This is a genomic window from Luminiphilus sp. nBUS_07 (assembly GCF_051201685.1).
Classification (GTDB): Bacteria; Pseudomonadota; Gammaproteobacteria; order Pseudomonadales; family Halieaceae; genus Luminiphilus.
This window is the reverse complement of sequence record NZ_CP179213.1, coordinates 2,435,002-2,461,195: the sequence shown is the minus strand read 5'-3', so window position 1 is coordinate 2,461,195 and position 26,194 is coordinate 2,435,002. Positions and strand designations below refer to the sequence as shown.

Sequence of the window (26,194 nt, the reverse complement as noted above, 5' to 3'; positions counted from 1 at the left end):
AATCAACAAGATGGTAGTTATTCGGCTGTCACGAGGCGGGTCCAAAAAGCGGCCGTTTTATCAGGTCACAGTTACCGATCATCGCCGTTCACGGGACGGACGCTTCATTGAGCGTGTCGGGTTCTTCAATCCAGTCGCTCGTGGTCAAGAAGAGCGTCTCAGATTAGACCTTGAAAAGATCGAGTCATGGGTAGCCAAAGGCGCTCAGGTGTCCCCTCGGGTGAAGGCCCTTATGAAGGACGCTGTCGCGGCTCAGACTGAAGCCGCCGCTGCATAGCACCGAGAATTTGAGACTGTCGGTCCCGTGACGGAGTCGCTGGTACTGGCGGAGGTCTTGGGTGCCCATGGCATCAAAGGCTGGGTAAAGGTTCGGCCACTGGTAGAAGATCCTACCTTTTTAGTGGGGCTGCAGGGTTTGGTTCTGTTGCCAGGATCCAAAATGCGTTCTGGCGCATCCCGAGACGTTAAAGTCATCAGCTTGAGGCCTCAAGGGCGCGGGTGGGTGGCCCAACTCTCCGGGGTGGAAGATCGGACACTGGCCGAAGGGCTGAAAGGCATGGAGCTGCGGGGGGCCGCAGACCTGTTGCCTGAGTTAGAGGATGGAGATTTTTACTGGCGTGATCTCGAGGGATTGCGCGTGTGGTGCGAGAGCTCAGACGGCCTTTGTCTTCTGGGTGAGATCGACTACTTGCTAGAGACAGGTGCAAACGACGTCCTAGTGGTGCGACCTTGTGAGGGAAGCATGGACGACAAAGAGCGCTTGATTCCCTGGCTGGTTGACGATGTCGTTCGGGAAGTTGATATGCAGGCGGGTACCGTACGTGTGAGTTGGTACACCGATGTCTGAGGCGCAACACCGGTTTGCTGTGGTGACGCTGTTTCCGGAAATGTTCAGTGCCGTAAGTGACTGGGGTGTAACCAGTAGAGGCTTGAAGGACAACCTCTGGAGTTTGTCATTACACAACCCGCGGGATCATGCGTCAGATCGTCACGGAACCGTGGATGACCGACCCTACGGCGGTGGACCCGGTATGGTAATGCAGGCCCCGCTGCTGGATCGAGCATTGGAGGCGGCTAAAGCCGAGTTGGGGGGAAGCCCCACAGTGGTGGCTATGACACCACAGGGGCGACAGTTTACAGACAGCGTGGCAAGGGAGTTGCTCGCTGACAACGCCATCATTTTTGTGTCAGGGCGTTACGAGGGAATAGACGAGCGTTTTATTGAACGTTCAGTCGATCACGAGATCTCCGTGGGTGATTTTGTGGTAAGTGGTGGAGAGTTACCGACGATGCTGGTGATTGACGCTATGGTGCGTTTGATCCCTGGTGTGCTGGGGCATAGCGCCTCTGCTGAAGAAGATTCTTTCGCAGACGGGCTATTGGACTGTCCCCATTACACCCGACCCGAGTCTTATCAGGGGCGGGCGGTGCCGGCGGTGCTTTTGAGCGGTGACCATGGGGCCATTGCACGGTGGCGCCGGGCCCAATCGATTCGCAGGACGTTGGATCGTAGACCAGATTTGCTAACGCCCGAGAGGGTTGTGGCAGAAGATTGGAAGCTCCTTAAAGAGTGGGAGCTGGACTGAAAACTAGCAGTATAGAAAACTACGCGGCATTAGCCGCCGCCGCGCAAACTGCGCAGCTTGATGGGAGAGTGTGATGAGCACCAACAAAATTATTTCGGAAATTAATGCCGAACAAATGACCAAGGAAATCACTGATTTCGCCCCCGGCGATACCGTCGTGGTGCAGGTCAAAGTGAAGGAAGGCACTCGTGAGCGTTTACAGGCCTTTGAAGGCGTTTGTATTGGCAAGCGAAACCGTGGCCTGAACTCTGCGTTCACACTGCGTAAAATTTCACACGGTGTTGGTGTTGAGCGAACCTTTCAAACGTACAGCCCGCTGCTAGACAGCATTACTGTCAAGCGTCGCGGCGATGTACGGCAGGCAAAGTTGTACTACTTGCGTGAGCGTAGCGGTAAGGCAGCTCGTATTAAGGAAAAGCTCTCTCGCTGAGCATGTTGCAAGACGGGGTGATTTGAAGTGCCCGCGTCTCCCGAGGTCGAGCGGTACCTTGACAGTTTGTGGATGGAGCGGGGGTTGAGTGAAAACACCCTCGCGGCGTACCGCCGCGACCTGAGCCTCTTCGACGAATGGTTAGCCGCCACGGCCGATCAGCCCCTGCTGGCAGCGAATGCCAGCCATATCCAATCCTACTTGGGTCTTAAGCTCCGTCAGGGGGCTTCTCCCAGATCTAGTGCTAGGTTCTTATCTGCGGCACGCAGTTTTTATCGTTGGGCCCTTCGAGAGGGCCAGATCACAGAAGACCCCACACTTCGTATTGAGAGCCCTAGACAGGGCCGACCATTACCGAAATCGCTTTCGGAGACCGATGTGGAACAACTCCTCAATGCGCCTGACCTTGAATTGGCGTTGGAGTTTCGTGATCGGACAATGCTTGAACTTCTTTATGCTTGTGGTTTACGGGTGTCAGAACTTGTGGGTCTTCAGGTTGAACAGGTGGGTCTTAATCAGGGTATTGTTAGGGTCGTGGGTAAAGGGGGAAAAGAGCGGCTTGTCCCGATGGGGGAAGAGGCTTTGGATTGGTTGATGCGGTACATGCGTGGGCCGAGACCCGAGCTGCTTAAAGGTCAGTCGAGTAATGTTCTTTTTCCATCTAATCGGTCCCAGCAGATGACTCGCCAGACCTTCTGGTATCGTATTAAAATATACGGGAAACGCGCGGGTATACGGACACACTTATCACCCCATACCCTAAGGCACGCCTTTGCCACGCATTTGTTAAACCACGGCGCTGACCTGAGGGTGGTGCAAATGTTGTTGGGTCACAGTGATCTTTCAACAACGCAAATTTACACCCACGTGGCCAGTCAGCGAATGCAAGCATTACACGAGCAACACCACCCGAGAGGCTAGATGCTGAGGCCTGTTAGTTAGAACCCCTGGAATGGAGCGAAATGGATATGAGCGAATTAGCTCGCAGCAGTAAAGGTTTTGGCGCAAAGCAGGTGAAAGCTTCTTCGAGCGTGAGCGCTGTGCTGCTAATGCTGGTTGCACTGTTAGCCACCGCCTTGGCAAATGCGGAAACCTACAGTTCTAATCCGCACAAGACCCTCGAGGAAAAAATTTCAGCTGCGCTCAGCAGCGGCAGCGGTGCTCCCGTAACCGTGCAGGGTGTCAAAAAGACGCCGGCAAGCGGCTTGCTTGAGGTGACCCTCGATAACGGTCTGGTGCTGTACGCCACCGAGCAAGGGGACCACTTTGTGGTGGGTGATCTCTACGCAGTGCGTAAAAATGGCCTTGTCAATCTCGCGGAAGAAAAGCGAGAGCTGGATCGTATTGCTTTGATCGATGGCGTCGACTTGGCTCAGATGATTGTATTCACCCCCGAAGGCGAGACTCGCGACTACATTACGGTGTTCACCGATGTGACCTGCTTTTACTGCCAAAAGTTGCACAAGGAAGTGGCCGATCTTAATGACATGGGGATAGAGGTGCGCTATTTGGCATATCCTCGGGGCGGTCCTGATTCCGAGGGCGCTCAAAAGTTAACCACTGCCTGGTGTGCCGACGATCCGCAAAAAACCTTGACGCAACTTAAAGCCGGTGTGGCTCTGCCATTGTCAGATTGTGAGAGTTCACCCGTGACCGCACAGTTTGAATTAGGTGCAGCGATGGGGGTTCGGGGAACCCCTGCTATTGTGACGAGTAGCGGACAAATGATTCCCGGGTACAAGCCAGCAGCAGAGTTGGCCGCTGTGCTAGGACTGCAATAGTCAAATTGTTCTCTTCTCGAGGCCGCAGAGCAAAGTAATCCGGAGTAGCGAAACGTTGAACCACAACTTCCAGCGCATTGATCGGCTACCGCCGTATGTTTTTAATATCATCGGCGAGTTGAAGACCGCGGCCCGTGCCCGCGGGGAAGATGTCATCGACTTTGGTATGGGTAATCCCGACCAACCGACACCGAAGCACATTGTTGACAAGCTCGCTGACACAATTCATCGCGGCGACACCCATCGATACTCTCAGTCAAAAGGCATTCCTCGGTTACGCAAAGCCATCTGTGATTGGTATCAGCGTCGTTACGATGTAGAACTCAATCCCGAAAGTGAAGCCATTGTGACTATGGGTTCCAAAGAGGGGTTGGCGCATTTGGCATTAGCGACAACTAGCACGGGGGACTCGATTTTGGTTCCCAACCCGTCTTATCCCATCCACCCGTACGGGTTTGTCATTTCTGGCGCCGATTTACGTCATGTCCCGATGTCAGATGAAGACACTTTCTTTGAGGAGCTGGAGCAAGCAATTCGCAACAGTTATCCCAAGCCAAAGATGTTGGTGCTCAATTTCCCCTCAAACCCCACGGGCCACTGCGTCGAATTAAGTTTTTTCGAAAAGGTGATTGCAATAGCGCGAGAGGCAGGTATCTGGGTCGTGCATGATCTCGCCTACGCAGATTTATGTTTTGACGGTTACGTGGCCCCCAGTATTCTGCAGGTGGAGGGCGCTAGGGATATCGCAGTAGAATTTTTCACGCTGTCTAAAAGCTACAACATGCCCGGATGGCGCGTGGGGTTTTGCTGTGGCAATCCAGAGTTAATTGCCGCACTGACTCGCATCAAGTCGTATCTGGATTACGGTATCTTTACCCCAGTTCAGGTGGCGGCCATTGCTGCCCTTGAGGGCGATCAACAGTGCGTCTCAGATATTTGTGAAATGTATCGCAGCCGCAGAGATGTGCTCTGCCAGGGCCTTAACGAAGCGGGATGGCCAGTGACGCCGCCGAAGGCCACGATGTTTGTTTGGGCACAAATCCCTGAGGGCTTTAGGCACATGGGATCTCTGGAGTTCAGTAAATTGCTGCTGGCAGAAGCTGGTGTTGCGGTGTCCCCCGGTATTGGTTTTGGTGAATATGGTGAGGGGTACGTGCGCTTTGGTTTGATTGAAAACGAGCACCGTACGCGCCAAGCATTGCGAGGTATCAAAAAGGTACTTCGAGGTGGCCCCCCTAACGATAGCAGCGGAGTTTAAGGACCATGAGCAGTCTGAAAATTGGAATCTGCGGTTTGGGCACCGTTGGCAGCGGCGTCGTCAATATTTTTAATGCCCATCACGGTCTAATCCAGCAACGCTGCAATAATGACTTGGAATTGCTACATGTTGGGGCGCGTCGAGATAATTCTGACTGCGATACCAGTGATTACCGCGTCAGCCTCGATATCTTTGAGGTCGTTCGCGACCCTGAAGTCGATGTCGTGGTGGAATTAATTGGTGGGACCACCGTCGCTCGTGATTTGGTAACCCAAGCTATTGAAGCTGGGAAACATGTCGTCACTGCCAATAAAGCACTGATTGCAGAATTTGGTAACGAGCTGATTGCACTGGCTGAGCGTGCCCAAGTTGCTCTGCGGTTTGAAGCGGCTGTAGCCGGCGGTATTCCGATTATCAAGGTTTTGCGAGAGTCCCTCGCGGCGAATGTTGTCAGCGGCGTGGCTGGAATTATCAACGGCACCGGCAATTTTATTTTGACCGAAATGGCCAATGAAGGTCGTAGTTTTGAGGACGTGCTGGCCGAGGCGCAGGCTTTAGGGTACGCAGAGGCTGATCCTACCTTCGATATTGATGGAACCGATGCTGCCCACAAACTGGTGATCTTGGCGTCACTGGCCTTTGGTATTCCATTAGACGCCAATGCCGCCGTTACGGAGGGCATTGACACGGTCACTCCTGAAGACCTCGATTTTGCCAAGGAGTTGGGTTTCAGCGTTAAACATTTGGGGATTGCCCGACGCAGCGGCGACGCCCTTGATTTGCGGGTTCATCCCACTCTAATTCCCATTAACCGGCAAATAGCCCGGGTCGACGGTGTTTTGAATGCCATTATGGTCGAAGCCGATTCTGTTGGTGAAATTGTGCTGACGGGACCCGGAGCTGGGTCTCTTCCCACGGCCTCCTCAGTTTGCGGTGACCTTATGGACTTGGGGCGCGTCTTAAATCATTCGCCTGTCGATCCCACCCCGACACTTGGCGTACCCAGTGATCAGCTGCAGACGTTACCCTTAATACCTCGTCATGAGGTAGCCGGTGTTTGGTATTTGCGCTTGGTGGTTGAAGACCGTCCGGGTGTTATGGCGGAAATATCCGGTTTGTTGAGTGCCCGTGGCATAAGCATTGAGCAGCTGATTCAGCGCCCTCCAGCTGAAGGGTCTAGTCATGTTACCGTCGTTATCCTCACTGATGTCGTCATGTGTGGTCATCTCGACTCGGCAATCCTTGATATAGAAACACTACCGGCGCTCAGTGGTTCCGTGGTGCGACTAAGGGTCGAGAGTTTTAAGGAGTCATAAGTTGCCGATAAAGTACATAAGTACCCGTGGTAGTGCACCCGCCCTCGATTTTGAAGGGGTATTGTTGGCTGGACTCGCGGCGGACGGCGGGTTGTATGTGCCCGAGCAATTACCACAGTTTTCAAGTGATCAGATAAAGGCAATGCGGGGAATGGATTACCCCTCTCTGGCTTTTGAAATTCTGAAGCCCTTTGTCGAAGGCTCTATTGAGTTTACCGATTTACGTCGGCTAATCGACGAGGCCTATGAAACCTTTCGCCATGACGCCATTGCACCACTTGTGCAGCTGGACCAAAATCAATGGGTTCTTGAGCTCTTTCATGGGCCTACTCTTGCGTTCAAAGACTTTGCGCTGCAGCTGTTGGGACGGCTCCTAGATCACGTTCTTGAACGGCGGCAAGAGCGCGTTGTGATTATGGGTGCAACCTCGGGGGACACAGGCTCGGCCGCCATCGAGGGGTGCCGACACTGCGAATTTATCGATATTTTTATCCTTCATCCCAACGACCGTGTATCCGAAGTACAGCGGCGTCAGATGACCACGGTACTGGGGGAAAATATCCACAACCTCGCCATTGAGGGTAACTTTGACGATTGTCAGGCAATGGTAAAAGCCAGCTTTGTGGCCGAGCCTTTTTTGCCTGATGGACGAGCGTTGGTTGCCGTGAACTCAATAAACTGGGCCAGAATTATGGCGCAGATTGTGTATTACTTTTATGCGGCCCTCGCCCTTGGTGCGCCAGAGAGATCCGTCAATTTCTCGGTGCCTACAGGTAACTTTGGCGATATTTTTGCGGGATATTTGGCTCGCAGTATGGGGCTGCCGATAGATCAGTTGGTGATCGCAACAAATCGTAATGATGTTCTTCATCGTCTGCTGAGCTCTGGAGAATACGCTAAGTTGCAGTTAGAGCAGTCTATGTCTCCGAGTATGGACATTACGGTGTCCTCGAATTTTGAGCGCCTTATGTTCGACCTCTACGATCGCGACGGTGCAGTTGTTAATCAGCTAATGGCCGACTTTCAAAAGGGTTCCATTCAACTATCTGACACAGCCATGTCCAAAGCTCGAGCGCTGTTCAGTAGTTATTGTGTGTCTGATGAGGAGACTTGCGAGGAAATTGCCGCAATCTTTGCGCAATGTGGCTACTTACTCGACCCTCACAGCGCTATTGGAACCCTTGCGGCACGAGCTTGCCAGCGAGATACCACGCAACCGATGGTAACTCTTGCGACCGCCCACCCTGCCAAGTTTCCAGCGGCAATTGAGGCGAGTGGTATTCAACGGGCTCCTGAATTACCCGCGCATTTGTCGGATCTATTTGATCGCGCCGAGCGGTTCACCGTACTGCCCAACGATCTTGCCGCCGTCCAGCAACACATGGTCAATGGCATTGCTAAGTAATGTTGCCCGCGCTTAAACAGCGCGCCAAGCCGGTAACTCCGGCCATGGCGTCTTCAGGTTTGTCGCCGCTTATGCAGCGTTTGTATGCGAACCGCGGTGTGACGACTCCAGACGAGATCGAACTTGCATTAAAAGGATTACTTCCCCCGCAACAATTACGGGGCGTTGCCGAGGCGGCCGAGCTGCTGGCAGACGCCATCGAGGGTGAGGCTAGAGTTGTAATCGTGGGCGATTTTGACGCCGATGGAGCCACAAGTTCAGCTCTGGCGGTCTCAGTCTTGCGGCAAATGGGGCTGAAGGAAGTCTCTTACCTCGTTCCAAATCGCTTCGAATATGGCTATGGCCTGTCTCCAGAGATCGTGGCTTTGGCAGCGGATCGCGAACCCGATCTTATTGTCACTGTCGATAACGGTATCTCCAGTCTTGCAGGCGTAGCAACGGCGCAGGGCTTGGGAATCAGTGTGCTCATCACCGACCACCATTTACCGGGCGATGAGCTGCCAGCGGCAGATGTCATTGTGAATCCTAATCAGCCCGGGTGTCCGTTTCCCAGCAAGTCTCTCGCTGGGGTGGGTGTCATGTTCTACGTGCTCACGGCTCTGCGGGCCGAACTTCGTAATCGCGAATGGTTTGAGCGCTGCGGTATGGCAATGCCTAATTTGGGTGATGCGCTCGATTTAGTCGCTCTGGGAACCATCGCTGATGTTGTGCCACTTGATCGGAACAACCGTATTTTGGTTGCTGCGGGTCTGGCGCGTATCCGAGCTGGGCGGGGTCGTCCCGGTATTGATGCGCTGCTGGAAGTTGCAGGTCGCAGCGCCGATGAATTGAGCAGCAGTGACCTTGGATTCATTCTTGGCCCGCGTCTCAACGCGGCGGGGCGGCTTGAAGACATGGCTATTGGTATTGAGTGCTTGTTGGCGGAGAGTGCGTTTGAGGCAAGGCCCCTTGCGCAGCAATTGGATGATCTCAATCGCGAGCGACGTGACATAGAAACCAATATGCAAGAGGAGGCGTTGGCCCAACTCAGTGCTTTAGAGGTGGACGATGAGGCGCTTAAGTTTGGGTTGTGTGTGTACAACAAGACTTTTCACCAAGGGGTTGTTGGCATTGTTGCCGCGCGTCTAAGAGAACGATATCACCGTCCCACCATTGTCTTTGCCGATGCGGGCGATGACGAGTTGAAGGGCTCTGGGCGGTCGATTCCCGGGGTACACATCCGTGACGTGTTAGATCATGTGGCGACGATGCATCCAGGTTTGATCGGGAAGTTTGGTGGTCACGCTATGGCCGCGGGCTTGAGTCTGAGTTGTAAGGACTTGGATCAATTTCAGGAGGCCTTTGATACTGCCGTAGCGGTGGCCCTTGAGCACGTTCCTCCGGAGCCCGTTGTAATGACTGATGGTGAGCTGGCACTGGACGAATTAACCCTACACAGCGCTGAAGTGATCGCCGCTGGAGGTCCATGGGGACAGCATTTTCCCGAGCCTGTATTTGAAGGTTGTTTTGCTGTTGTGGGTCAGCGTTTGTTGAAAGAGAAGCACCTCAAATTAACTCTAGAAGCACAGGGGCAAACTTTTGAGGGCATTGCGTTCAATATTGATCGTGAGTGCTGGCCCAACGAGCAGGTGCTGCGGGTGCGTATTGCCTATCAGCCCGATATCAACTCCTTTCGCGGTGAACGCAAATTGCAACTGATGGTCCGAAATCTGTGGCCTGAAACCTGATGGCAGCTTCGTAGCCGATTTGTGCGAGAGGTGGGAGTGGTGTTAGTGGCGCCATGTTCGTGTAAGTAGTGTTCCTTTACCTGTGTGATCCTGCGTCATTTTCTGTGTCGAATTTAAGCGATCGTGGGATTCCGCTATGGCGCTTGAGGTTAGCCTTGGTTAGACTTTGCGCCGTTGACAGCTGATACGCGAGACCCCTGTGGAAGTCGCCCCTATTTTCAATCAGATTAAAGATATTCGCGAGCGTACAGATGTGCTCCGGGGGTACCTTTGACTACGCTGAAAAGAAAGACCGCCTCGCGGAAGTAGAGCTAGAACTGGCAGAGCCCAGCGTTTGGGATGAACCCGAGCGTGCACAGTCTCTCGGCAGAGAGCGTGCCTCCTTAGAGTTAGTTGTAAAAACCATTGATGACCTCGATCGTGGCAGCACCGACTCCCATGATCTCTTAGAAATGGCGGTTGCCGAGGACGATATCGATACCGCCGATATGGTGGCCTCAGATACCAGCGAGTTGATTGCGCAACTGGAAAAGCTCGAGTTTCGTCGCATGTTTTCTGGCGAGATGGACCCTAATAATGCGTATCTCGACGTTCAGTCTGGATCTGGGGGAACGGAGGCTCAGGACTGGACTGAGATGCTGCTCAGAATGTATTTGCGCTGGGGTGAGAGTAAAGGCTTTAAAGCGAGGGTGGTTGAAGCCTCAGCGGGTGAAGTCGCGGGCCTCAAGAGTGCCACGGTACAGTTTGAGGGGGAGTATGCGTTTGGTTGGCTGCGCACCGAGACAGGTGTACACCGACTGGTACGCAAATCACCTTTTGACAGCGGCGGTCGACGTCATACGTCTTTTGCGTCGATTTTTGTTTCTCCTGAAATTGATGACAATATTGAAATTGACATTAACCCCGCTGACCTTCGGGTCGATACCTATCGCTCTTCCGGCGCTGGCGGCCAACACGTGAATACAACCGACTCTGCGGTGCGTATTACCCACGAGCCGACCAATACGGTGGTGAGTTGCCAGACCGAACGTTCCCAGCACCAAAATAAAGACAATGCGATGAAGCAGCTGCGAGCCAAGCTTTATGAGCTTGAGGTGTTGAAGCGCTCCGCAGACAAACAAGCCCTCGAAGACAGCAAGGCTGATATCGGTTGGGGTAGTCAGATCCGTTCCTATGTTTTGGACGATGCGCGTATTAAAGATCTGCGGACGCAGGTTGAAACGCGCAATACCCAAGCCGTGTTGGATGGAGACTTAGATAAATTTATAGAAGCATCCCTCAAAAAGGGATTGTGATGAAACTTCAGGAACAACCCTATGAGTGACTCCGAATTAGCTGAAGCAGGGGGGGCAGACCCCGCAGAAGAAAATAAGTTGATCGCTGAGCGGCGATCGAAATTGGCATCGTTACGTGAGGCTGGAGGACAACCGTTCCCCAACGATTTTCGGCGCACGGCGGAAGCTGAGACGCTTCAGCAAGACTTTAAAGCGATCAGCAAGGAGGACCTTGAAGAAAAGCATGAGGTCTTTGCCGTTGCGGGACGCCTGATTCGTAATCGAGGTGCATTTCTCCTCATTCAGGACGGCTCCTCAAATATTCAGCTCTACATCAATCGAAAAGTGTTAGACGCCGAGACCCTCGAGGCGATTAAGACTTGGGATCTGGGTGACATCGTTGCGGCATCAGGGCCCATTAATCGTAGTGGCAAAGGAGACCTTTATATAAATATGGAGAGTGCGCGTCTTTTGACCAAGGCGCTGCGCCCTTTACCCGACAAGTATCATGGGTTGTCAGATCAAGAAATGCGCTACCGGCAGCGTTATGTCGATCTCATCGTAAACCCGGATAGCCGCGCGGTGTTTCGCATGCGCTCAGCGGCGGTCAGCTTCATCCGTCGCTTTTTAGATGAACGAGGCTTTATGGAGGTAGAAACCCCCATGCTTCACCCTATTCCGGGTGGTGCAGCTGCCAAGCCCTTTGAGACGCACCACAATGCCCTCGATATGCCTATGTACCTGCGTATTGCTCCAGAGCTTTATTTGAAGCGCTTGACCGTTGGCGGCTTTGAAAAGGTATATGAGATTAATCGCAATTTCCGAAACGAAGGTTTATCTACGCGGCATAATCCCGAGTTCACTATGCTCGAGTTCTACTGGGCTTATGCCGATTACAACGATGCCATGGACCTCACTGAGGCGTTGCTGCAGGGGTTAACCCAAAACCTTTTGGGCACAATGACAGTGCCTTATGGTGAGGTGCAGCTCGATTTTTCTCAGCCCTTCGCACGATTGTCGGTGCTTGAGGCGATCCACAAATACAATCCCACAATAACGGCAGAGCAAGTCGCATCCCGAGAGGCCGCTGCAGCGGTCGCTCATGAACTAGGGATCGAAGTAAAGCCGAGCTGGGGCTTGGGCAAAATACAGATCGAAATATTTGAAGCTACGGCGGAGCATCGGCTGGAACAGCCCACCTTTATCACCGCCTATCCAACCGAAGTGTCGCCACTTGCCCGGCGCAATGATGACAACCCCTTCATCACCGATCGCTTTGAGTTTTTTGTCGGTGGGCGCGAGATTGCTAATGGCTTTAGTGAGCTTAATGATCCTGAAGATCAAGCAGAGCGCTTCAAAGCGCAGGCCGCTGAAAAAGACAGTGGTGATGAGGAGGCCATGCACTATGACCACGACTATGTGCGGGCGTTGGAGTATGGCATGCCACCTACGGCCGGGGAGGGTATTGGTATCGACCGATTGGTGATGCTTCTCACTGACGCGGCCTCTATTCGCGACGTTTTGCTCTTCCCCCACATGCGACCAGAAGATTAGCACTAGGCGGTGCGTTGAGCGGGTGCTATTCTCGAACCATAAATCTAAGAGCCTGACTGTTGTGCCTCATACCTGCTCACGCTTTGTCATCACTATTTTCGCGACACTCGTCGTTAGCGGCTGTGCGAGCCCCGAATCTGCGGCCCCTGAGCCTCAGCTTGAAGTTTCGGCGGCTGAACTTAACCTCCCGGATCCCCTGGTTGCTGACTGCGATTGCGAAGAGCTGATTGTCGTCGAAGAAAATTATTTTGACCGAGGCGTACGGGCCCTAGCAGCGCGGGATTACGATCAAGCCGCCACTTATTTTGAACGGCACCGTGATTCTGAAAGTTCTGAAGCCCAGCGAGAGGCCGACGTTGGCATAGCTTTCGTGACTTTAATGAGCGAGGCGAGCATCGCTTCAGCCGATAGTGCTGCGAGTGGTGTTGATGAGCGTGCTGAGGTGATGATTTTAGCTTTGGCTGCAGTGCAGACGCTTGAAGGACGCCTCGAGGCACTCGATGCCCTAAATAAGGCAATCTCAGAAGACTTGGAAAAGCGCGAAGAGGCGCTTAAGCGGCTTCGGGATTTAACGCTGGGCCAATAGTCGGAAGCGTCACTGTAAAACAGGATCCTGCATCAGGCGTGCTGGCCAAGCTGATCTCGCCACCTAACATGGTGCAAAAATCCTTCACAATCGAAAGCCCAAGCCCCGTGCCACCGTATTTCGTCCCGGTTGTGGCCTCAGCCTGAACAAAAGTGTCAAAAACTCGCCCCTGTTGTTCGAGGGTCATGCCGATACCGTCATCAGTTACCGTTAACGTGAGTTGGTCATGGCTAATCACTGCAGCCACAACAATAGTACCGTTGTCGGTGAACTTGCAGGCATTGCTGAATAAGTTGGTCACAATTTGCTGCAACTTACCGGGGTCACTGTGCATGGTGTGGCCTTCGGCGCCGGCTAGATTGAGCTCTAGCGTGTTTTTATGCTGCGACAGCAGGGGCGAAAGCGCGTCGCATACCTGCAGGATATGATCGGCTGGCTGAAAAGACTCCAGATTGATTTGCATTTTTCCGGTTTCAATTTTCGATAAGTCGAGAATCTCGTTGATCAGGCCTAGTAGTTGTCGTCCGGAAACAATAATGGTGCCGAGATCGTGCTGTACCTGTGCCCGGTTTACCTCGCCGGGGTCCCCCAACTCGTCCTGTAGCATTTCGCTGTAACCAATAATCGCGTTGAGCGGTGTTCTCAGCTCATGGCTCACGTTAGCTAAAAACATAGATTTGGCCGCGTTCGCTGCGTCGGCATCAGCTTTCGCGCTATTAACTTCCTCAATCGCCGTCGTTAGTTTGCCGGACATGTCATTAAAAGTTCGCGCTAGATCCTGTATCTCCCCTGCGTCTCGGTTCTCATCGATACGATAACTTAGGTCACCTGAACCAAAACGCTGTACCCCTGTTTTTAGGCGCAGCAAGCTGGAGTTGGTGGATCGAATGAGCAAAATAACAAGCAACATGGTCACCGCAATGGTGGTTACGAAACCGATGACCGTAATCTGATCTGTCAGGGTAATGGTGCCGTCAATGGTGCGTGAACGCTCGATGGCAAGGGCTTCTTGGCGCTGGTCCAATTCTTCGAGTTTTTGCCGGGTGTCGTTGTATTGAATGGGTGACTCTACCGCCGACTGGCTGCCTGGGCTGTTGTAGTTGTTGTAAAAGTACTGCCACTCGTCGAGCAGCTGTGAGGCACTGTCAAAGAGTCGGCGGTAGTAGTCTTCGGTTGACTCTCCCCCTAATGCGCCCAACTTACCGAGTCTTTGTCGCAGGCTATCGAGTTCTGCCGTAGCCGTTTCGCCCTCGGCGTCTCCAAGAGGTTCATCTGTCGTTTCTCTAAGTGTCGCCAAAACAAGGGTTTGCTGCCGGGCTGTTTCCAAGCCCTGTTGCAAATCGTTAACAAGCTGTGCCGCTATTGCGGCGTCGCGGTAAGCGACCAAGCTTTCACTGCGCGCAAAACTCCCCCAAAGATGAGTGGCCACGTTCACGACAAACAGCGTCAGAATCGCCACTGAAAACAGGTATAAGCGGGCTCTTAGGCTTAAGGATGTTTGAGACAGCTTCATGTTGTTAGCAAATTTTCTATTTTGATCAGTAGCTCGGGAAAATCGATGGGTTTGGTTGCGTAATCTTGGCAGCCCGACGCAAGCGCCTGCTGGCGATCACTCTCCATTGCATGTGCCGTGAGGGCAATGATGGGTATGTCTTGAATGTTAGAATCTGAGCTAGCTTCTTTAGCAACTGTCCAGCCGTCTTTAACTGGAAGGTTTATGTCTAAGAGCACAAGGGCGGGTTTTATGTCGCGCATTTTATCTAGGGCTTCCTGACCATCTGCGGCACAATCGAGCGTGTATCCCACCCGCTGCAGTCGCCGCTGCAACATTTCCCGATTTACCTCGTTATCTTCCACTAGCAGCAAACGCCGGCTGGTATCCTCTGTCATTGATGTTCTCCCAATACGGCGTACACCTTTAGCTCTTCCTCAATACCTTTCACGGATAAGGCGCGAGAGTCACCGAATTGATAATTTCCCTCAAGCTTCTCATAGGTGGTTTGTGAAATGAGGATCTCTCGGGAATCGGCAACATCTTCAATTCGCGAAGTCACGTTCATAGCATGGCCGACAAAACCATATTTTGAGCGCCTTTCACTGCCAATATTTCCAGCGACGACTGATCCTGTGTTGAGAGCAATGGCCATTTCAACCTCGGGTAAATCATCAGCAATATTCGCCGCGTTAATGTCTGCCATCGCGTCCTGCATAGCCAGGGCACAGCGAACGGCTCGATCTGGGTCATCGTCATTGCGCCGCGGTGCGCCAAACACCGCCAATACGGCATCCCCTAGGAACTCATCAATAGTGCCACCAAATTCAAGGATTATTTCGGTCATACGACCAAGGTAGCGATTGAGTAGCGTGACGACCTGCTGCGGTGGAAGATGTTCTACCAGCGTTGTGAATCCCCGAATATCGGACATCATGATCGTAACTTCTCGCAGGTCCCCGCCAAGCTCGAGCCCCTCGGGTCGCTCTAGGATCTCATCAACAATATCGTCGGATAGGTAGCGACCAAAGGTGGCTCTAATAAATTGCTCTCGTCGTTCCAGCTGCTCGCGGTAAAGCTCTTCGCGATCATGCCAGCGCTTCCGTTCTATGCCTGCAGATATTCTCGCCTGCAGCAACACAGGATTAAAAGGTTTCAGCAAGTAGTCGTCTGCACCGGCTTCAATGCAGCCGACGATTTGATCCATATCTTGCTGTCCGCTGATCATCACGACGGGTGTAGCGCGCAGGCGCTCGTCCTCTTTGAGGCGCTTGAGAACCTCAGCGCCCCCTATGCCTGGCATGACGAGATCAAGCAAGACGACGTCGACCCCCATGGTATCGAGTAGCTCAAGGGCTTCCTCTCCCGATTCAGCAGAAATAACGGTGTGGCCGGTTTTTTGCAGCAATCGCGATACCAGCTCCCGATTTTCAGGCAGGTCGTCAACAGCGAGTATCACTCCGGGTTCGTCGCTGGGGAGTAGGGTCACTGAGGGTGTTTTTGTGGGTGATTGAGGCGTGGACGTAGGCTCAGTTTTGGCCGCGGCTAATATTTGAAGCAGATGAGCTCTCACAGCTGAGGGCAGTGCTTCGCTGTCTTCCAGCAACATTTCCGAGTAGCCGCGAATTGCGCCAATGATATTCCGTCGGTCATGACGAGCTTCGGAGGTTTCTATACTGACCTTTTCCTGCAGCTTTTGGCTGGCTCTGATTAGGGAAACTAGATCATTTTTTACCACTTCGCTGGTTATTACAGGGTCGTAATACCGTTGTGGTCCCAGCTCTGCGACGGCAGCAAGGACTTTCAGTGCCCAGGGATCTTCAGTAATGGAGCTCTCAGCCACCGTGCCACCTCGTTTTGGTGAACTCATTTCACGTCACATAGTAAAGCTAGCGGCATTTCATTGCATTCCCGCGTCTTAGGGATGGTGGATTGCCTACTTTTTGCGGTAATATTGCAACATTAAGCAGCTTTCAAGGAAAGAATATCAATGCTGAATCAAGTGGAAATTTTTCACGGGCTCAACGACGGCGAGCTTCAGGCGCTGGAAAGTAGTTCTAGCACACGCTCGTTTCCCAAAAACACCGTCGTGATTCATGAGAACGATCCTGCTGATTCACTTTTTGTGATTGAAAGTGGCAAGGTCAAAGTTTATTGCTCCGATAAAAACGGTAAAGAATTTATTATGAATACGCTAGGCGCTGGAGATTACTTCGGTGAGCTGGCGCTGCTTGATGACTCAACACGTTCCGCTTCAGTGCGCACCGTTGAGAAATGTGAATTTCGCGTCGTCATGAAGGAAGACTTCAATGGTGTTCTCGACGAGCATCCCAATATTGCGCGACAGCTGATCAGCAATTTGGCAGGCCGAGTCCGCAAGTTAACGGCCGATGTAAAGAGCCTAGCCTTGCAAGATGTCTACGGCAGAGTAGCCAATGTGCTGATGGATCTGTCTGAAGAGCGCGGTGACGGCACGCTGTATATTCCCGAGAAACTCACGCAGCAAGACATCGCTGATCGTGTGGGAGCGTCTCGGGAAATGGTGGCCCGTATTCTTAAAGATCTGACGATCGGAGAGTACATTCGTTTCGAAGGTCGGCATATTATTATCAATACTCGGCTCCCCGCTAAGTATTGATGTCGGGCTAGTCTGACGCTCCATTTGTAGGGGTGCCAGCAGCGATTACTTCAGCTGCAAGTTCGCCTTTTGCCAACCGTATTCGCACCTCTGTTTGAGGGGGTGCCTTTTCTGCGTCTCGAATAATTTGGCCATCAGGCCCGGTGACCAGCGCGTACCCTCTCGCCAAAGTATTCTCTGGCCCTAAGGTACGAATTAACTGTTCCTGCTGCTCTAAATCTCCTCTAAATCTGCGCATGCAGCCTTGAATCAGCTGCTGCAATTCGCGCTTGCGTTGCGCGAGTAGCGACGTCTGATGCTCGATACCCGTTCGTGGGTGGCGCGACTTAACCTGCCTATTTAGGTTCGTCAGCGCGGAGCGCTGTAGTCTTAGCCGATTTCCCATTATCGAAGAGAGCTGCTGCTTGCGGCTTTCGAGTAATTGGCGTTGTTGTCTCAAGGTGGTGCCCGGGTGACGCAAACGCGCTCGCCAATGCCCCAAGACTGAGCGCTCCTGTTTAAGGCGTCTAGACATGAGGCCTTGCAGAATACGTTGCGCATCATCAAGGCGCTGGCTCCATTCAGATTGGTCAAGACTGACCAATTCGGCCGCAGCAGAGGGGGTTGCAGCGCGCTGGTCTGCCACAAAGTCTGAGATGCTGAAATCGACTTCATGACCTACCGCCGAGACGATGGGGAGCTTTGAGTTTGCGATTGCCCTCGCGAGGGCTTCATCATTAAACGCCCACAAGTCTTCGGCAGAGCCTCCGCCACGACCAAGAATCAACACATCGAGGGGCAGGAGTTGCTGCTGATGCAAGGCATTGGCCTGACCAACGGCTTGAACTAATGCCTCTGGGGCATCTGCGCCCTGGACAGGAACTGGAAACAGGAAAACTTCCGTCATTGGGCTTCGACGCTCTAAAACCGCAAGAATGTCATGAAGTGCAGCGCCGCTCGCTGAGGTGATGACGCCAATACGCCGGGCAGCATTGGGGACCGGCTGCTTGCGCTCGACGGCAAAAAGCCCCTCTTCGAAAAGTTTGGCCTTTAGTTGTTCAAAGGCCTGCTGCAGTGCGCCGTCGCCCGCAGGCTGTATGTGTTGCGCAATGAGCTGAAATTCCCCGCGGTTGGTATACAGGCTCACTCTGGCCCTAACCTGAACGCGATCGCCTCTGCTGGGCTTAAAGCGGAGTTTGGCATTGGCTGAGCGGAACATCGCGCAGCGCACCTGTGACTCGCTATCTTTGAGGGTGAAATACCAGTGCCCTGAGCTCGCGGCGGTGAAGTCGCTGATTTCACCCTCGACATCGACACGGGCAAAGTGGCCTTCCAGCAGGCTTTTTGCCCGTTGGGTGAGCTCGCTGACGCTAATAGTCGTCGATTTTTCGTTGATATCGATCAAAGTTCTTATGCTCGACCTTATTTACCGAGTTTGGGTGCAAACGTTATACTACCCTGTTTACCAGACACCGGACCCAACACCCCGGTTGCTATCGAGGATTTTATGCTGCGAATCGCCCAGGAAGCACTGACATTTGATGATGTACTCCTGCAGCCGGGTTACTCAGAGGTAACGGCGAAGGATGTGTCCCTTGCGACCCACCTGACCCGCAACATTGCCATGAATATTCCCCTGTTGTCAGCTGCCATGGATACCGTGACTGAAGCGCGTTTAGCTATTGCGCTGGCCCAGGACGGTGGGGTGGGTATCATCCATAAAAATATGACCGTAGCCGAGCAGGCTGACGAGGTTAGGCGCGTCAAGAAATATGAGAGTGGGGTGGTTAAAGACCCCATTACCATTCAGGAAAGCGCCACTATTAATGAGTTATACGAGCTCACTCGTGCCAACGGTATATCAGGCGTGCCTGTACTGCGTGGGAGCGATCTGGTGGGCATTGTGACGCGCAGAGATGTGCGTTTTGAGACCGATCTGACCAAGCCTATCTCGGCGATTATGACCCCACGCGATCGATTGGTAACGGTTCGTGAGGGTGCGCCCTCTGATGAAGTTCAGCAACTTTTACATCAGCACCGTATTGAAAAAATCTTAGTGGTGAACGATGACTTTGACCTTTGCGGCATGATTACCGTCAAGGACTTCGACAAAGCCGAAAGCTTCCCTCTAGCTTGTAAGGATCATTTGGGGCGTTTGCGCGTGGGCGCATCTGTTGGCACCAGTCCCGATACGGATGAGCGTATTGATGCGTTGGTGGCTGCAGGTGTCGATGTGCTGGTGGTCGATACGGCTCACGGCCACTCAAAGAATGTGATCGAACGAGTTCGGCTCATTAAAGAGCAGTATCGAGGCGTTGATGTTATCGGCGGCAACATTGCGACCGGTGAGGCGGCCTTAGCCCTTTATGAAGCCGGTGCCGACGGAGTGAAAGTGGGCATAGGCCCCGGCTCGATTTGTACAACACGAATTGTCACCGGCACGGGGGTTCCGCAAATCACCGCCATCTCTAATGTTGCCGAGGCATTGGGCGATCGTGACATTCCCATTATTGCGGATGGCGGCGTTCGTTTTTCTGGAGATATTGCAAAAGCGATTGTGGCTGGCGGGCATGCGGTCATGATGGGCTCAATGTTTGCCGGTACCGAAGAGGCGCCGGGTGAGGTAGAGCTTTATCAGGGCCGAACCTACAAGGCCTACCGTGGCATGGGCTCGATTGGGGCCATGGCGCAAAAACAAGGTTCCTCTGATCGGTATTTCCAAGACTCCAGTGTGGGTGCTGAGAAGCTCGTACCTGAGGGCATCGAAGGTCGCGTGCCTTACAAAGGTCCTGTTTCCGCGATTATTCAGCAGCTCATGGGCGGTGTTCGCTCGGCCATGGGTTATGCGGGCTGTGCCACCATTCCCGATATGCGCACCCGCCCCACCTTTGTCCGTGTGACGACAGCTGGCATGTCAGAGTCGCACGTGCATGACGTCTCCATTACCAAAGAAGCGCCCAATTACCCTGTTCGTTAAACGGTTCTGACATCGAGGCTTTTGTGACTGCAGATATTCATCAGCACCGCATTCTTATATTAGATTTTGGTTCGCAATACACGCAGCTGATCGCACGACGTGTGAGGGAAGCTGGGGTGTACAGCGAGATTTATGCCTGGGATATAACTGAGGCCGACATCCGCGCCTTCAATCCCAGCGGTATTGTGCTGTCGGGTGGACCTGAGTCGGTGACCGAGGCTGACTCTCCCAGAGCGCCTGATGTAGTGTTTGAACTGGACGTGCCGGTATTGGGCATCTGCTACGGCATGCAAACCATGGCCGTGCAAATGGGTGGGGAAGTTCAAGGCTCAGACATGTCAGAATTCGGCTACGCCCAAATACGTCGCAGCGCAGACGGTGGGCTTCTCCAGGACATAAGCGATCATCAAGATGACAGCGGTCAAGCACTGCTCGATGTCTGGATGAGCCACGGTGACAAGGTCGTTTCTTTACCGCCCAATTTCCAGTGTATTGCTGAAACTGACAGTTGCCCAATTGCCGGTATGGCTCATAACGCCAAGCCATGGTTTGGTATTCAGTTTCATCCTGAAGTGACTCACACGGCTCAAGGCGAGCGAATCTTTGAGCATTTTGTCTTGGAGATTTGTGGCTGTGAGGCGCTTTGGACCCCTGCAAATATTGTCGAGGACGCGATTCAGCGCGTGCGTGCGCAGGTCGGTACCGATCGCGTACTACTGGGGTTGTCGGGCGGTGTCGATTCTTCCGTTGTGGCTGCAATGTTGCATCGTGCTATTGGTGATCAGCTTACTTGTGTGTTTGTAGATAACGGCCTGTTACGCCTCGACGAGGGCGAACAGGTAATGGCTATGTTTGCGCAAAACATGGGGGTGCGTGTGATCCGCGCCAATGCCGAAGCGCGTTTTTTAGGAAAGCTGAAAGGGGTGAGTGATCCCGAGGCTAAGCGCAAAGCTATTGGTAATACTTTTATTGAAGTCTTTGATGAAGAAGCGACGAAAATTACCGATGTGAAGTGGCTTGCTCAGGGCACAATTTACCCCGATGTGATTGAGTCTGCTGGGTCAAAAACTGGCAAGGCTCACGTGATCAAGTCACACCACAACGTGGGAGGCCTCCCTGACGACATGGCCCTTGAGCTCGTGGAGCCCTTGCGCGAATTGTTTAAAGATGAGGTTCGTCGTATTGGGTTAGAGCTGGGCTTACCTAAAGACATGGTCTTTCGTCATCCGTTCCCCGGGCCTGGTCTGGGTGTGCGCATTTTGGGGGAGGTGAAAAAAGAATACGCCGATTTGTTGCGACAGGCTGATGCAATTTTTATCGAAGAGTTGCACCGGTCGGGGTGGTACGACAAAACCAGTCAAGCCTTTGCGGTTTTTCTGCCTGTGAAATCTGTGGGAGTAGTGGGCGATGGTCGCCGCTATGAATACGTTATCGCGATTCGTGCAGTGCAAACCGTTGATTTCATGACCGCGCGCTGGGCACATCTGCCCTATGAGTTGCTAGAGGTTGTTTCCAATCGCATCATCAATGAGATCTCGGGTATTTCCCGTGTGACCTACGATATTTCTGGGAAGCCGCCGGCCACTATTGAGTGGGAATAGTCTGTTGCCCTACAACCCCCATTCCTGCGTTAATTAGTAGTTACACGTTAGTTACACACCCCTTGTAACTAAAGCATTCCTTAGTCCGAGTTACACGAAAAGTTACACGAAATATCTTCTATTACCGCTCAATAGTTGCTGGCAATACAATTTAAACGAGTTCTAAAGACTCTGGTTTACGTAGAAAAAACATAGCCAAAATAATCATAGTTATCGGGAAGATGAAGATTAACGTTGCCGCAAAAACTACTGTTATACCTAGCACGCCCTGTATCACTGACATGATGGCAAAAATCTTTAGTAGGGTAGGAAGTTCAGTTGATTTCGCTAGAAGTAAAATACCTATTAACAAATCTATAATACCTAATATGACAATTGCACCGATGCTAACTGATAGATTAATCATTAAAAAAGCGTCTTTGTTTTGCGTTACGATATTTTCCGATAGTACAGCGCTGGCTATATCAATGAACAGGGTGCTCATCCAAAGGATATTGATTGCAACCATAATCAACACTAACAAATCAATATGATTAAAGTTCAATTGTTCGTTGAGAATATTTTTTAGATTGAGATAAATATAGATGGTTAATAAAAGAATAGAAGCAAACAGAATGTCGGAAAATCCTAGAGACATCATGTCCTGCCATAATATATCGTAATCTCCAACCGATGAACTCATTTCAATCCAGTAGATAGGGGATATTACAGCCACGAATATTGCGGCAACACCGGGTAATAAATAATCTTTATTCTGCATAATTAAACCTCCTAGTTTAATTGTCTAAATTACACTTCATCATGAAATGTCATTAACTTATTTCTGGGTTATCACTTACGTAAACAAGAATATCGCCAGGCTGACATTCAAGCTCACGACATATAGCCATCAGAGTGCTAAAGCGAATAGCCTTAACCTTACCTGTCTTTAGTAGCGACAAATTGGTTATAGAAATTCCAATTTTTTGAGATAGCTCTTTCAGAGACATCTTCTTTTTCGCCATTTCTACATCTAAAGTGATACAAATTTCCATGAGCATATCCTAACCTAGGTATTTATGTTTTACACCTAATTATTATTGTTTAACATAAAATAATTATTATTAAGCATTTAATTAGTTCTTTAAGGAATGTTACAATGTTTGTAACTTATAATGTATTAAGTTGCTAATAACACTGAGGAATTGTTTTAACGGGCAGAGCAAAAATAGAAAGTAAGAGTTACACGAAAGTTACACGCTTTTATTTTCGTGCTTGTAGCCCGTTATCTATAGGGGTTTGTAAATTTGCAACTATTGAGTGGGAGTAGTTATTGATACTTAACCAATTGATCTATAACGATATTATGGTTGTAAGCTTGTTGGAAAGTGGCGATAAGTACTTGATTTCTCGTTCCAAAACCAAGCAGGCTAGTAAACGCTGACAGCTACTGAGTTTCAGTAGTTTCAGTAGTTGCAGAGTTTCTAACTCGGCGCACGCATGCTTTTGATATCGATGGCTTGAGCCAGGTGCCTATTGGAAACTGAGTTGGAATAAGCGAGTTAGCTGCAAGCCCTGCTCCTGCGATTTTGAACGCCTAAAAACTTGTTTATACCTTTTTCGGTACCCGCTACTTTGGCGTTCCTTTGGCGTCAAATTTCCTTAAAGTCTCCGTGCCGACCTAAACCGCCGGTGAATCGAGCCGCGCCATCGAAGCCTTCATTACTCACTGCAGCCAGACCATTGGCCCATTCAATTTTCAGCGCCTCTCGCACGGTTAGGCCATGGGTTTCGACGATCGAACGGCGGTCGGCCAGCATGGCTTGTTGAGGGAATTTGGCGATCTCATGCGCCATGGCTTCAGCGGCCTGAAGCGCCTCACCCTCGGGAACCACTCTTTCACACAGGCCAATGCTGTAGCATTCATCGGCCGGTACTTTGCGGCCTGTCATGGCGATTTCTAGTGCTTTTCCTTGACCTACCAAGCGTGGCAAGCGAACGGCCCCTCCATCTTGAAGCGGAATGCCCCAGCGTCGGCAAAAAACACCAAAGTAGGCAGCCTCTGACATCACCCTGATGTCACACCACATAGCCAGCTCCATGCCCCCTGCAACTGCCGGCCCCTCTACCGCTGCAATGACAGGCTTTGTTAACTCCATTCGGGTGGGTCCTAGACTGCCGCGTGGTGCCGGCGCTGACCCGATGGGAAAATCAAATTCTCGTATGTTCGCGCGCTCGTCTGCTGACATTGAAGCAGCGTACTTGAGGTCCCATCCGGCGCAAAAACTCCCACCGGCTCCCCACAGCACTCCAACTCTGGCATCGCTTTTTTCAAAGGCCTCGAAAGCCTCAACTAGCGCATCAGCAGAGTCAGGATCCATGGCATTTTTGGCTTCTGGTCGATCGTGAATTATCGTCCAAACGTTGGAGTTTTTTTCGATCCTAACAGCCATAATTTCTTCCTTTAAATCGGCATCTTTATCTGACGGGGCTAGCGCATAATCAATGCAAAGTATCGAAATGTCATATTTTTAGGAAGATTTTTTATGCGGGTGATGCATGCTTTTAGCGTCAAGCCCGAATGTTTATGTCCAAATATCAATGTGAATCAGAAATTATCGAGTCATGGCCTACGCCCTTGGTTCGCGCGTCGTACTTGACATGGGGGGCGGTCAGAGCTTCCCTAGGCAGACAAAAGGCTGTTCATCGGCGCATAAGGTGCGTGTCTTTGACAATCTGCGGTACACCAACACTCAATTGAGGAGTGATGACATTGAAAGCGATCAGTATCGTCGTAGTAGCTCTATTAGTTCTCACTTCAATCATTATCTATCAGCGCGCTAACATCCTCATTTATTCAATGACCTCAACAGAATTACCCCAGCTACTCGATCCGCGTGATGAGGGAGAAGCGGCTGTTTGGTTCGATGATTACTACACGATTCACAAAATCGATGAGAGAACATTTGCGATAGGTGAGACGAGGTATTACCAGCTCAACTTTAATTACTTGATATTGGGTGACAGCAGGGCTGTTGTTTTCGATGCGGGTACCGGTCAGCGCGACATTGGTGAGGTTGTTGCGAGCCTAACGGATCTTCCGATAACGTTTATCCCTTCACATTTACATTACGATCATATTGGCAATGATGTGGTGTTTGATCGCACGGCACTTGTTGACCTGCCACACCTGAGAGCGCGAGCGGAAAATAGTAAGTTGCAGCTGACTCGATTTGAGCACTTGGGTGAGGTCGAGGGCTATTCGTTACCTGAATTGACGGTGAGCGAATGGCTAGCGCCCAACGAAGCTATCGACTTAGGTGGTCGCTCTCTGAGGGTTCTCTATACGCCAGGGCACACGCAGGATTCCATTTCGCTGCTCGATCGGGAAGCGGGCTACTTATTTGCTGGAGATTTTTTGTATCCGGGGCAACTGTATGGATTTCTCCCAAACAGCAATATGGGAGATTATTTGCAGGGTACGCAAACCATTGAGTCTGTAAGTGGTATGAATCTTCGGGTATTTGGAGCGCATAGAGATGACGCTTTGGGCGTTCCTGAGCTCACTTTTGAAACCATTGTTCAGCTACAGGATGCACTGGATGCTATTCAGTCGGGAACATTAAAATCTAATGGAATTTATCCGGTCTCTTACACCGTAAGTGAGCGTGTTCAGCTCCTCGCAGAGCCAAAGTGGTTACAGAAGTGGAAGCCTACCTATCCCGAGCTGAACATGAATAAAAAGGCAGATTAAAAACGGTGCAAAGGCCGCGTTTAGCAGATTAGTGGGTATCAGAGTTGCTCAGGACGCGGGGCGGTATAGGCGCTCGGCGAAACAGATATAAAAAACGGCGATCTGACTTTTGGCATCAGCGCTTGTGGCACTTGCTCCATTTTAAACACATAGGAGAAGCTGAATGGGTCGTTTGGCAGGGTGTAAAGCGTTTTTGGTTGGCGCTGCGTTGTTGGCTAGCTCTCAGGTAAGTGGCGCCACTTTAACCGTCGTCATCAGTGACGTTCGCTCAGATGTCGGTGCGCTCAACATCGGAATTTATGACAACAAAAATGACTGGCTGGGCAGTACTACGGTTCAGAAACGCAGCCTGACGGTGCTAGAAAATAATGTGGACGGCGTGGTTACCACAAGCTTTGAAGTTGAACCCGGAGAATACGCGATCTCGGTTCATCATGATGACAACGATAACGGCAAAATGGACACCAACTTCATCGGTATACCTAAAGAGCCCACAGGCTTGTCCAATGGTGCTGTCCCCAAGTTTGGCCCGCCAAAGTATAAAGACGCCGCGTTTCTTGTGGGTAACGAAAACTTGGAAATGCCGATTAAATTACTCGACTAGGCAGTGGAGTTTGTTAATGGCGTCCCTAGCTCGTTTGAAACCTACTGGCGTGTTTGTTACTGCTGCAGCGTTGTAATGCGTGATTAGTCGCTAAAGTCAGCTCTGCTGTTTTTACGGCGCCAGGCAGTAAGCCAAAATCTCATGTTGTCAGAGGAACTGAATTGAGTCGTCATAAAGCAACAGAAAGGCTCTGTGTAAACCCATAAAGTGCTATTCTACGCCTATGTTTTGCGCACGTTGTAACCAAGAGAAA

General features: G+C 51.5%; 25 protein-coding genes. 18 read left to right on the top strand and 7 right to left on the bottom strand.

The features are described 5' to 3' along the window. Window positions 1-10 precede the first annotated feature (10 nt). The 13 genes from rpsP to ACMAZB_RS10860 all read left to right on the top strand — a co-directional run bounded on the left by rpsP (window position 11) and on the right by ACMAZB_RS10860 (window position 12,917). Window positions 11-277: a 30S ribosomal protein S16 gene (rpsP, locus tag ACMAZB_RS10920; RefSeq protein ID WP_435211795.1), complete on the top strand. Its 267-nt coding sequence runs from the start codon at window positions 11-13 to the stop codon at window positions 275-277. Window positions 278-304: 27 nt separating this feature from the next. Further along, the gene (gene rimM, locus ACMAZB_RS10915) at window positions 305-847 is read left to right on the top strand and encodes a ribosome maturation factor RimM (RefSeq protein WP_435217146.1); all 543 of its coding nucleotides are present in this window, start codon (window positions 305-307) and stop codon (window positions 845-847) included. Next, complete coding sequence (gene trmD / locus ACMAZB_RS10910) at window positions 840-1,586, top strand: tRNA (guanosine(37)-N1)-methyltransferase TrmD (RefSeq protein ID WP_435217144.1); 747 nt, start codon at window positions 840-842, stop codon at window positions 1,584-1,586. The genes rimM and trmD overlap by 8 nt, the downstream gene beginning before the upstream one ends. Before the next feature lie 73 nt (window positions 1,587-1,659). Next, on the top strand, window positions 1,660-2,016 hold the full coding sequence (rplS, locus tag ACMAZB_RS10905) for a 50S ribosomal protein L19 (protein ID WP_435211790.1): 357 nt from the start codon (window positions 1,660-1,662) through the stop codon (window positions 2,014-2,016). Window positions 2,017-2,088: 72 nt separating this feature from the next. Then, window positions 2,089-2,937, top strand: coding sequence for a site-specific tyrosine recombinase XerD (xerD, locus tag ACMAZB_RS10900; protein WP_435220078.1), 849 nt, complete (start codon window positions 2,089-2,091; stop codon window positions 2,935-2,937). A gap of 47 nt (window positions 2,938-2,984) precedes the next feature. Further along, window positions 2,985-3,797 carry a DsbC family protein gene (locus ACMAZB_RS10895; RefSeq protein ID WP_435217142.1) on the top strand — a complete coding sequence of 271 codons (813 nt, stop codon included), beginning with the start codon at window positions 2,985-2,987 and terminating at the stop codon, window positions 3,795-3,797. A gap of 55 nt (window positions 3,798-3,852) precedes the next feature. Then, window positions 3,853-5,055 (top strand): alanine transaminase, encoded by a 1,203-nt coding sequence (alaC, locus tag ACMAZB_RS10890; RefSeq protein WP_435211784.1) that lies wholly within the window; start codon window positions 3,853-3,855, stop codon window positions 5,053-5,055. Window positions 5,056-5,060: 5 nt separating this feature from the next. Beyond that, entirely contained in the window at window positions 5,061-6,371 is a 1,311-nt protein-coding gene (locus ACMAZB_RS10885) for a homoserine dehydrogenase (RefSeq protein ID WP_435217140.1), read from the top strand. Between the two features lie 7 nt (window positions 6,372-6,378). Next, complete coding sequence (gene thrC, locus ACMAZB_RS10880; protein WP_435220077.1) at window positions 6,379-7,776, top strand: threonine synthase; 1,398 nt, start codon at window positions 6,379-6,381, stop codon at window positions 7,774-7,776. Further along, window positions 7,776-9,503, top strand: coding sequence for a single-stranded-DNA-specific exonuclease RecJ (gene recJ, locus ACMAZB_RS10875; protein WP_435211780.1), 1,728 nt, complete (start codon window positions 7,776-7,778; stop codon window positions 9,501-9,503). The genes thrC and recJ overlap by 1 nt, the downstream gene beginning before the upstream one ends. A 199-nt stretch (window positions 9,504-9,702) precedes the next feature. Further along, window positions 9,703-10,798 (top strand): peptide chain release factor 2 gene (gene prfB / locus ACMAZB_RS10870; RefSeq protein WP_435211778.1). Its coding sequence is split into 2 segments (ribosomal slippage): window positions 9,703-9,774 and window positions 9,776-10,798, totalling 1,095 coding nucleotides; the frame shifts between segments, so codons are not numbered across the junction. Window positions 10,799-10,819: 21 nt separating this feature from the next. Beyond that, the gene (lysS, locus tag ACMAZB_RS10865; RefSeq protein ID WP_435217138.1) at window positions 10,820-12,331 is read left to right on the top strand and encodes a lysine--tRNA ligase; all 1,512 of its coding nucleotides are present in this window, start codon (window positions 10,820-10,822) and stop codon (window positions 12,329-12,331) included. 61 nt (window positions 12,332-12,392) lie between these two features. Continuing rightward, window positions 12,393-12,917 (top strand): hypothetical protein, encoded by a 525-nt coding sequence (locus ACMAZB_RS10860; RefSeq protein WP_435217136.1) that lies wholly within the window; start codon window positions 12,393-12,395, stop codon window positions 12,915-12,917. On the opposite strand, the gene ACMAZB_RS10855 is transcribed toward ACMAZB_RS10860, so the two are convergent. The 3 genes from ACMAZB_RS10855 to ACMAZB_RS10845 are packed head-to-tail and all read right to left on the bottom strand — an operon-like array spanning window position 12,883 to window position 16,279. Continuing rightward, window positions 12,883-14,430 (bottom strand): ATP-binding protein, encoded by a 1,548-nt coding sequence (locus ACMAZB_RS10855; RefSeq protein ID WP_435217134.1) that lies wholly within the window; start codon window positions 14,428-14,430, stop codon window positions 12,883-12,885. The genes ACMAZB_RS10860 and ACMAZB_RS10855 overlap by 35 nt on opposite strands. After that, complete coding sequence (locus ACMAZB_RS10850) at window positions 14,427-14,807, bottom strand: response regulator (RefSeq protein ID WP_435217132.1); 381 nt, start codon at window positions 14,805-14,807, stop codon at window positions 14,427-14,429. The genes ACMAZB_RS10855 and ACMAZB_RS10850 overlap by 4 nt, the downstream gene beginning before the upstream one ends. After that, window positions 14,804-16,279 (bottom strand): adenylate/guanylate cyclase domain-containing protein, encoded by a 1,476-nt coding sequence (locus ACMAZB_RS10845; protein ID WP_435217130.1) that lies wholly within the window; start codon window positions 16,277-16,279, stop codon window positions 14,804-14,806. The genes ACMAZB_RS10850 and ACMAZB_RS10845 overlap by 4 nt, the downstream gene beginning before the upstream one ends. A 120-nt stretch (window positions 16,280-16,399) precedes the next feature. Between ACMAZB_RS10845 and ACMAZB_RS10840 the strand changes: the two genes are divergently transcribed. Next, window positions 16,400-17,047 (top strand): Crp/Fnr family transcriptional regulator, encoded by a 648-nt coding sequence (locus ACMAZB_RS10840; protein WP_435211767.1) that lies wholly within the window; start codon window positions 16,400-16,402, stop codon window positions 17,045-17,047. Window positions 17,048-17,054: 7 nt separating this feature from the next. Here the strand turns inward: ACMAZB_RS10840 and xseA are convergent, their stop codons facing one another. Next, window positions 17,055-18,431, bottom strand: a complete 1,377-nt coding sequence (xseA, locus tag ACMAZB_RS10835; protein ID WP_435217128.1) for an exodeoxyribonuclease VII large subunit — start codon at window positions 18,429-18,431, stop codon at window positions 17,055-17,057. A 102-nt stretch (window positions 18,432-18,533) separates the two neighbouring features. On the opposite strand from xseA, the gene guaB reads away from it, so the two are divergent. Continuing rightward, window positions 18,534-20,003: an IMP dehydrogenase gene (gene guaB / locus ACMAZB_RS10830; protein WP_435217126.1), complete on the top strand. Its 1,470-nt coding sequence runs from the start codon at window positions 18,534-18,536 to the stop codon at window positions 20,001-20,003. A 23-nt stretch (window positions 20,004-20,026) separates the two neighbouring features. Further along, window positions 20,027-21,604: a glutamine-hydrolyzing GMP synthase gene (gene guaA / locus ACMAZB_RS10825; protein WP_435217124.1), complete on the top strand. Its 1,578-nt coding sequence runs from the start codon at window positions 20,027-20,029 to the stop codon at window positions 21,602-21,604. Between the two features lie 151 nt (window positions 21,605-21,755). On the opposite strand, the gene ACMAZB_RS10820 is transcribed toward guaA, so the two are convergent. From ACMAZB_RS10820 to ACMAZB_RS10810, 3 genes are all read right to left on the bottom strand, one after another. Next, complete coding sequence (locus ACMAZB_RS10820; protein WP_435217122.1) at window positions 21,756-22,364, bottom strand: hypothetical protein; 609 nt, start codon at window positions 22,362-22,364, stop codon at window positions 21,756-21,758. Window positions 22,365-22,416: 52 nt separating this feature from the next. Further along, window positions 22,417-22,638: a helix-turn-helix domain-containing protein gene (locus ACMAZB_RS10815; RefSeq protein ID WP_435217120.1), complete on the bottom strand. Its 222-nt coding sequence runs from the start codon at window positions 22,636-22,638 to the stop codon at window positions 22,417-22,419. 597 nt (window positions 22,639-23,235) lie between these two features. After that, window positions 23,236-24,036, bottom strand: a complete 801-nt coding sequence (locus ACMAZB_RS10810; RefSeq protein ID WP_435217118.1) for a crotonase/enoyl-CoA hydratase family protein — start codon at window positions 24,034-24,036, stop codon at window positions 23,236-23,238. 320 nt (window positions 24,037-24,356) lie between these two features. Between ACMAZB_RS10810 and ACMAZB_RS10805 the strand changes: the two genes are divergently transcribed. Both ACMAZB_RS10805 and ACMAZB_RS10800 read left to right on the top strand, forming a co-directional pair. Beyond that, window positions 24,357-25,337, top strand: a complete 981-nt coding sequence (locus ACMAZB_RS10805; protein ID WP_435217116.1) for an MBL fold metallo-hydrolase — start codon at window positions 24,357-24,359, stop codon at window positions 25,335-25,337. A 163-nt stretch (window positions 25,338-25,500) separates the two neighbouring features. After that, window positions 25,501-25,941 carry a DUF2141 domain-containing protein gene (locus ACMAZB_RS10800; RefSeq protein ID WP_435217114.1) on the top strand — a complete coding sequence of 147 codons (441 nt, stop codon included), beginning with the start codon at window positions 25,501-25,503 and terminating at the stop codon, window positions 25,939-25,941. Window positions 25,942-26,194: the final 253 nt, after the last annotated feature.

Excerpts from the sequence above, each read along its gene's own strand:
- rpsP (WP_435211795.1), top strand. The coding sequence starts at position 11 with ATGGTAGTTATTCGGCTGTCACGAGGCGGGTCCAAAAAGCGGCCGTTT.
- trmD (WP_435217144.1), top strand. The coding sequence starts at position 840 with ATGTCTGAGGCGCAACACCGGTTTGCTGTGGTGACGCTGTTTCCGGAA.
- rplS (WP_435211790.1), top strand. The coding sequence starts at position 1,660 with ATGAGCACCAACAAAATTATTTCGGAAATTAATGCCGAACAAATGACC.
- xerD (WP_435220078.1), top strand. The coding sequence starts at position 2,089 with ATGGAGCGGGGGTTGAGTGAAAACACCCTCGCGGCGTACCGCCGCGAC.
- ACMAZB_RS10895 (WP_435217142.1), top strand. The coding sequence starts at position 2,985 with ATGAGCGAATTAGCTCGCAGCAGTAAAGGTTTTGGCGCAAAGCAGGTG.
- ACMAZB_RS10885 (WP_435217140.1), top strand. The coding sequence starts at position 5,061 with ATGAGCAGTCTGAAAATTGGAATCTGCGGTTTGGGCACCGTTGGCAGC.
- recJ (WP_435211780.1), top strand. The coding sequence starts at position 7,776 with ATGTTGCCCGCGCTTAAACAGCGCGCCAAGCCGGTAACTCCGGCCATG.
- lysS (WP_435217138.1), top strand. The coding sequence starts at position 10,820 with ATGAGTGACTCCGAATTAGCTGAAGCAGGGGGGGCAGACCCCGCAGAA.
- ACMAZB_RS10855 (WP_435217134.1), bottom strand. The coding sequence starts at position 14,430 with ATGAAGCTGTCTCAAACATCCTTAAGCCTAAGAGCCCGCTTATACCTG.
- ACMAZB_RS10850 (WP_435217132.1), bottom strand. The coding sequence starts at position 14,807 with ATGACAGAGGATACCAGCCGGCGTTTGCTGCTAGTGGAAGATAACGAG.
- ACMAZB_RS10845 (WP_435217130.1), bottom strand. The coding sequence starts at position 16,279 with ATGAGTTCACCAAAACGAGGTGGCACGGTGGCTGAGAGCTCCATTACT.
- ACMAZB_RS10840 (WP_435211767.1), top strand. The coding sequence starts at position 16,400 with ATGCTGAATCAAGTGGAAATTTTTCACGGGCTCAACGACGGCGAGCTT.
- guaB (WP_435217126.1), top strand. The coding sequence starts at position 18,534 with ATGCTGCGAATCGCCCAGGAAGCACTGACATTTGATGATGTACTCCTG.
- ACMAZB_RS10820 (WP_435217122.1), bottom strand. The coding sequence starts at position 22,364 with ATGCAGAATAAAGATTATTTATTACCCGGTGTTGCCGCAATATTCGTG.
- ACMAZB_RS10815 (WP_435217120.1), bottom strand. The coding sequence starts at position 22,638 with ATGGAAATTTGTATCACTTTAGATGTAGAAATGGCGAAAAAGAAGATG.
- ACMAZB_RS10810 (WP_435217118.1), bottom strand. The coding sequence starts at position 24,036 with ATGGCTGTTAGGATCGAAAAAAACTCCAACGTTTGGACGATAATTCAC.
- ACMAZB_RS10800 (WP_435217114.1), top strand. The coding sequence starts at position 25,501 with ATGGGTCGTTTGGCAGGGTGTAAAGCGTTTTTGGTTGGCGCTGCGTTG.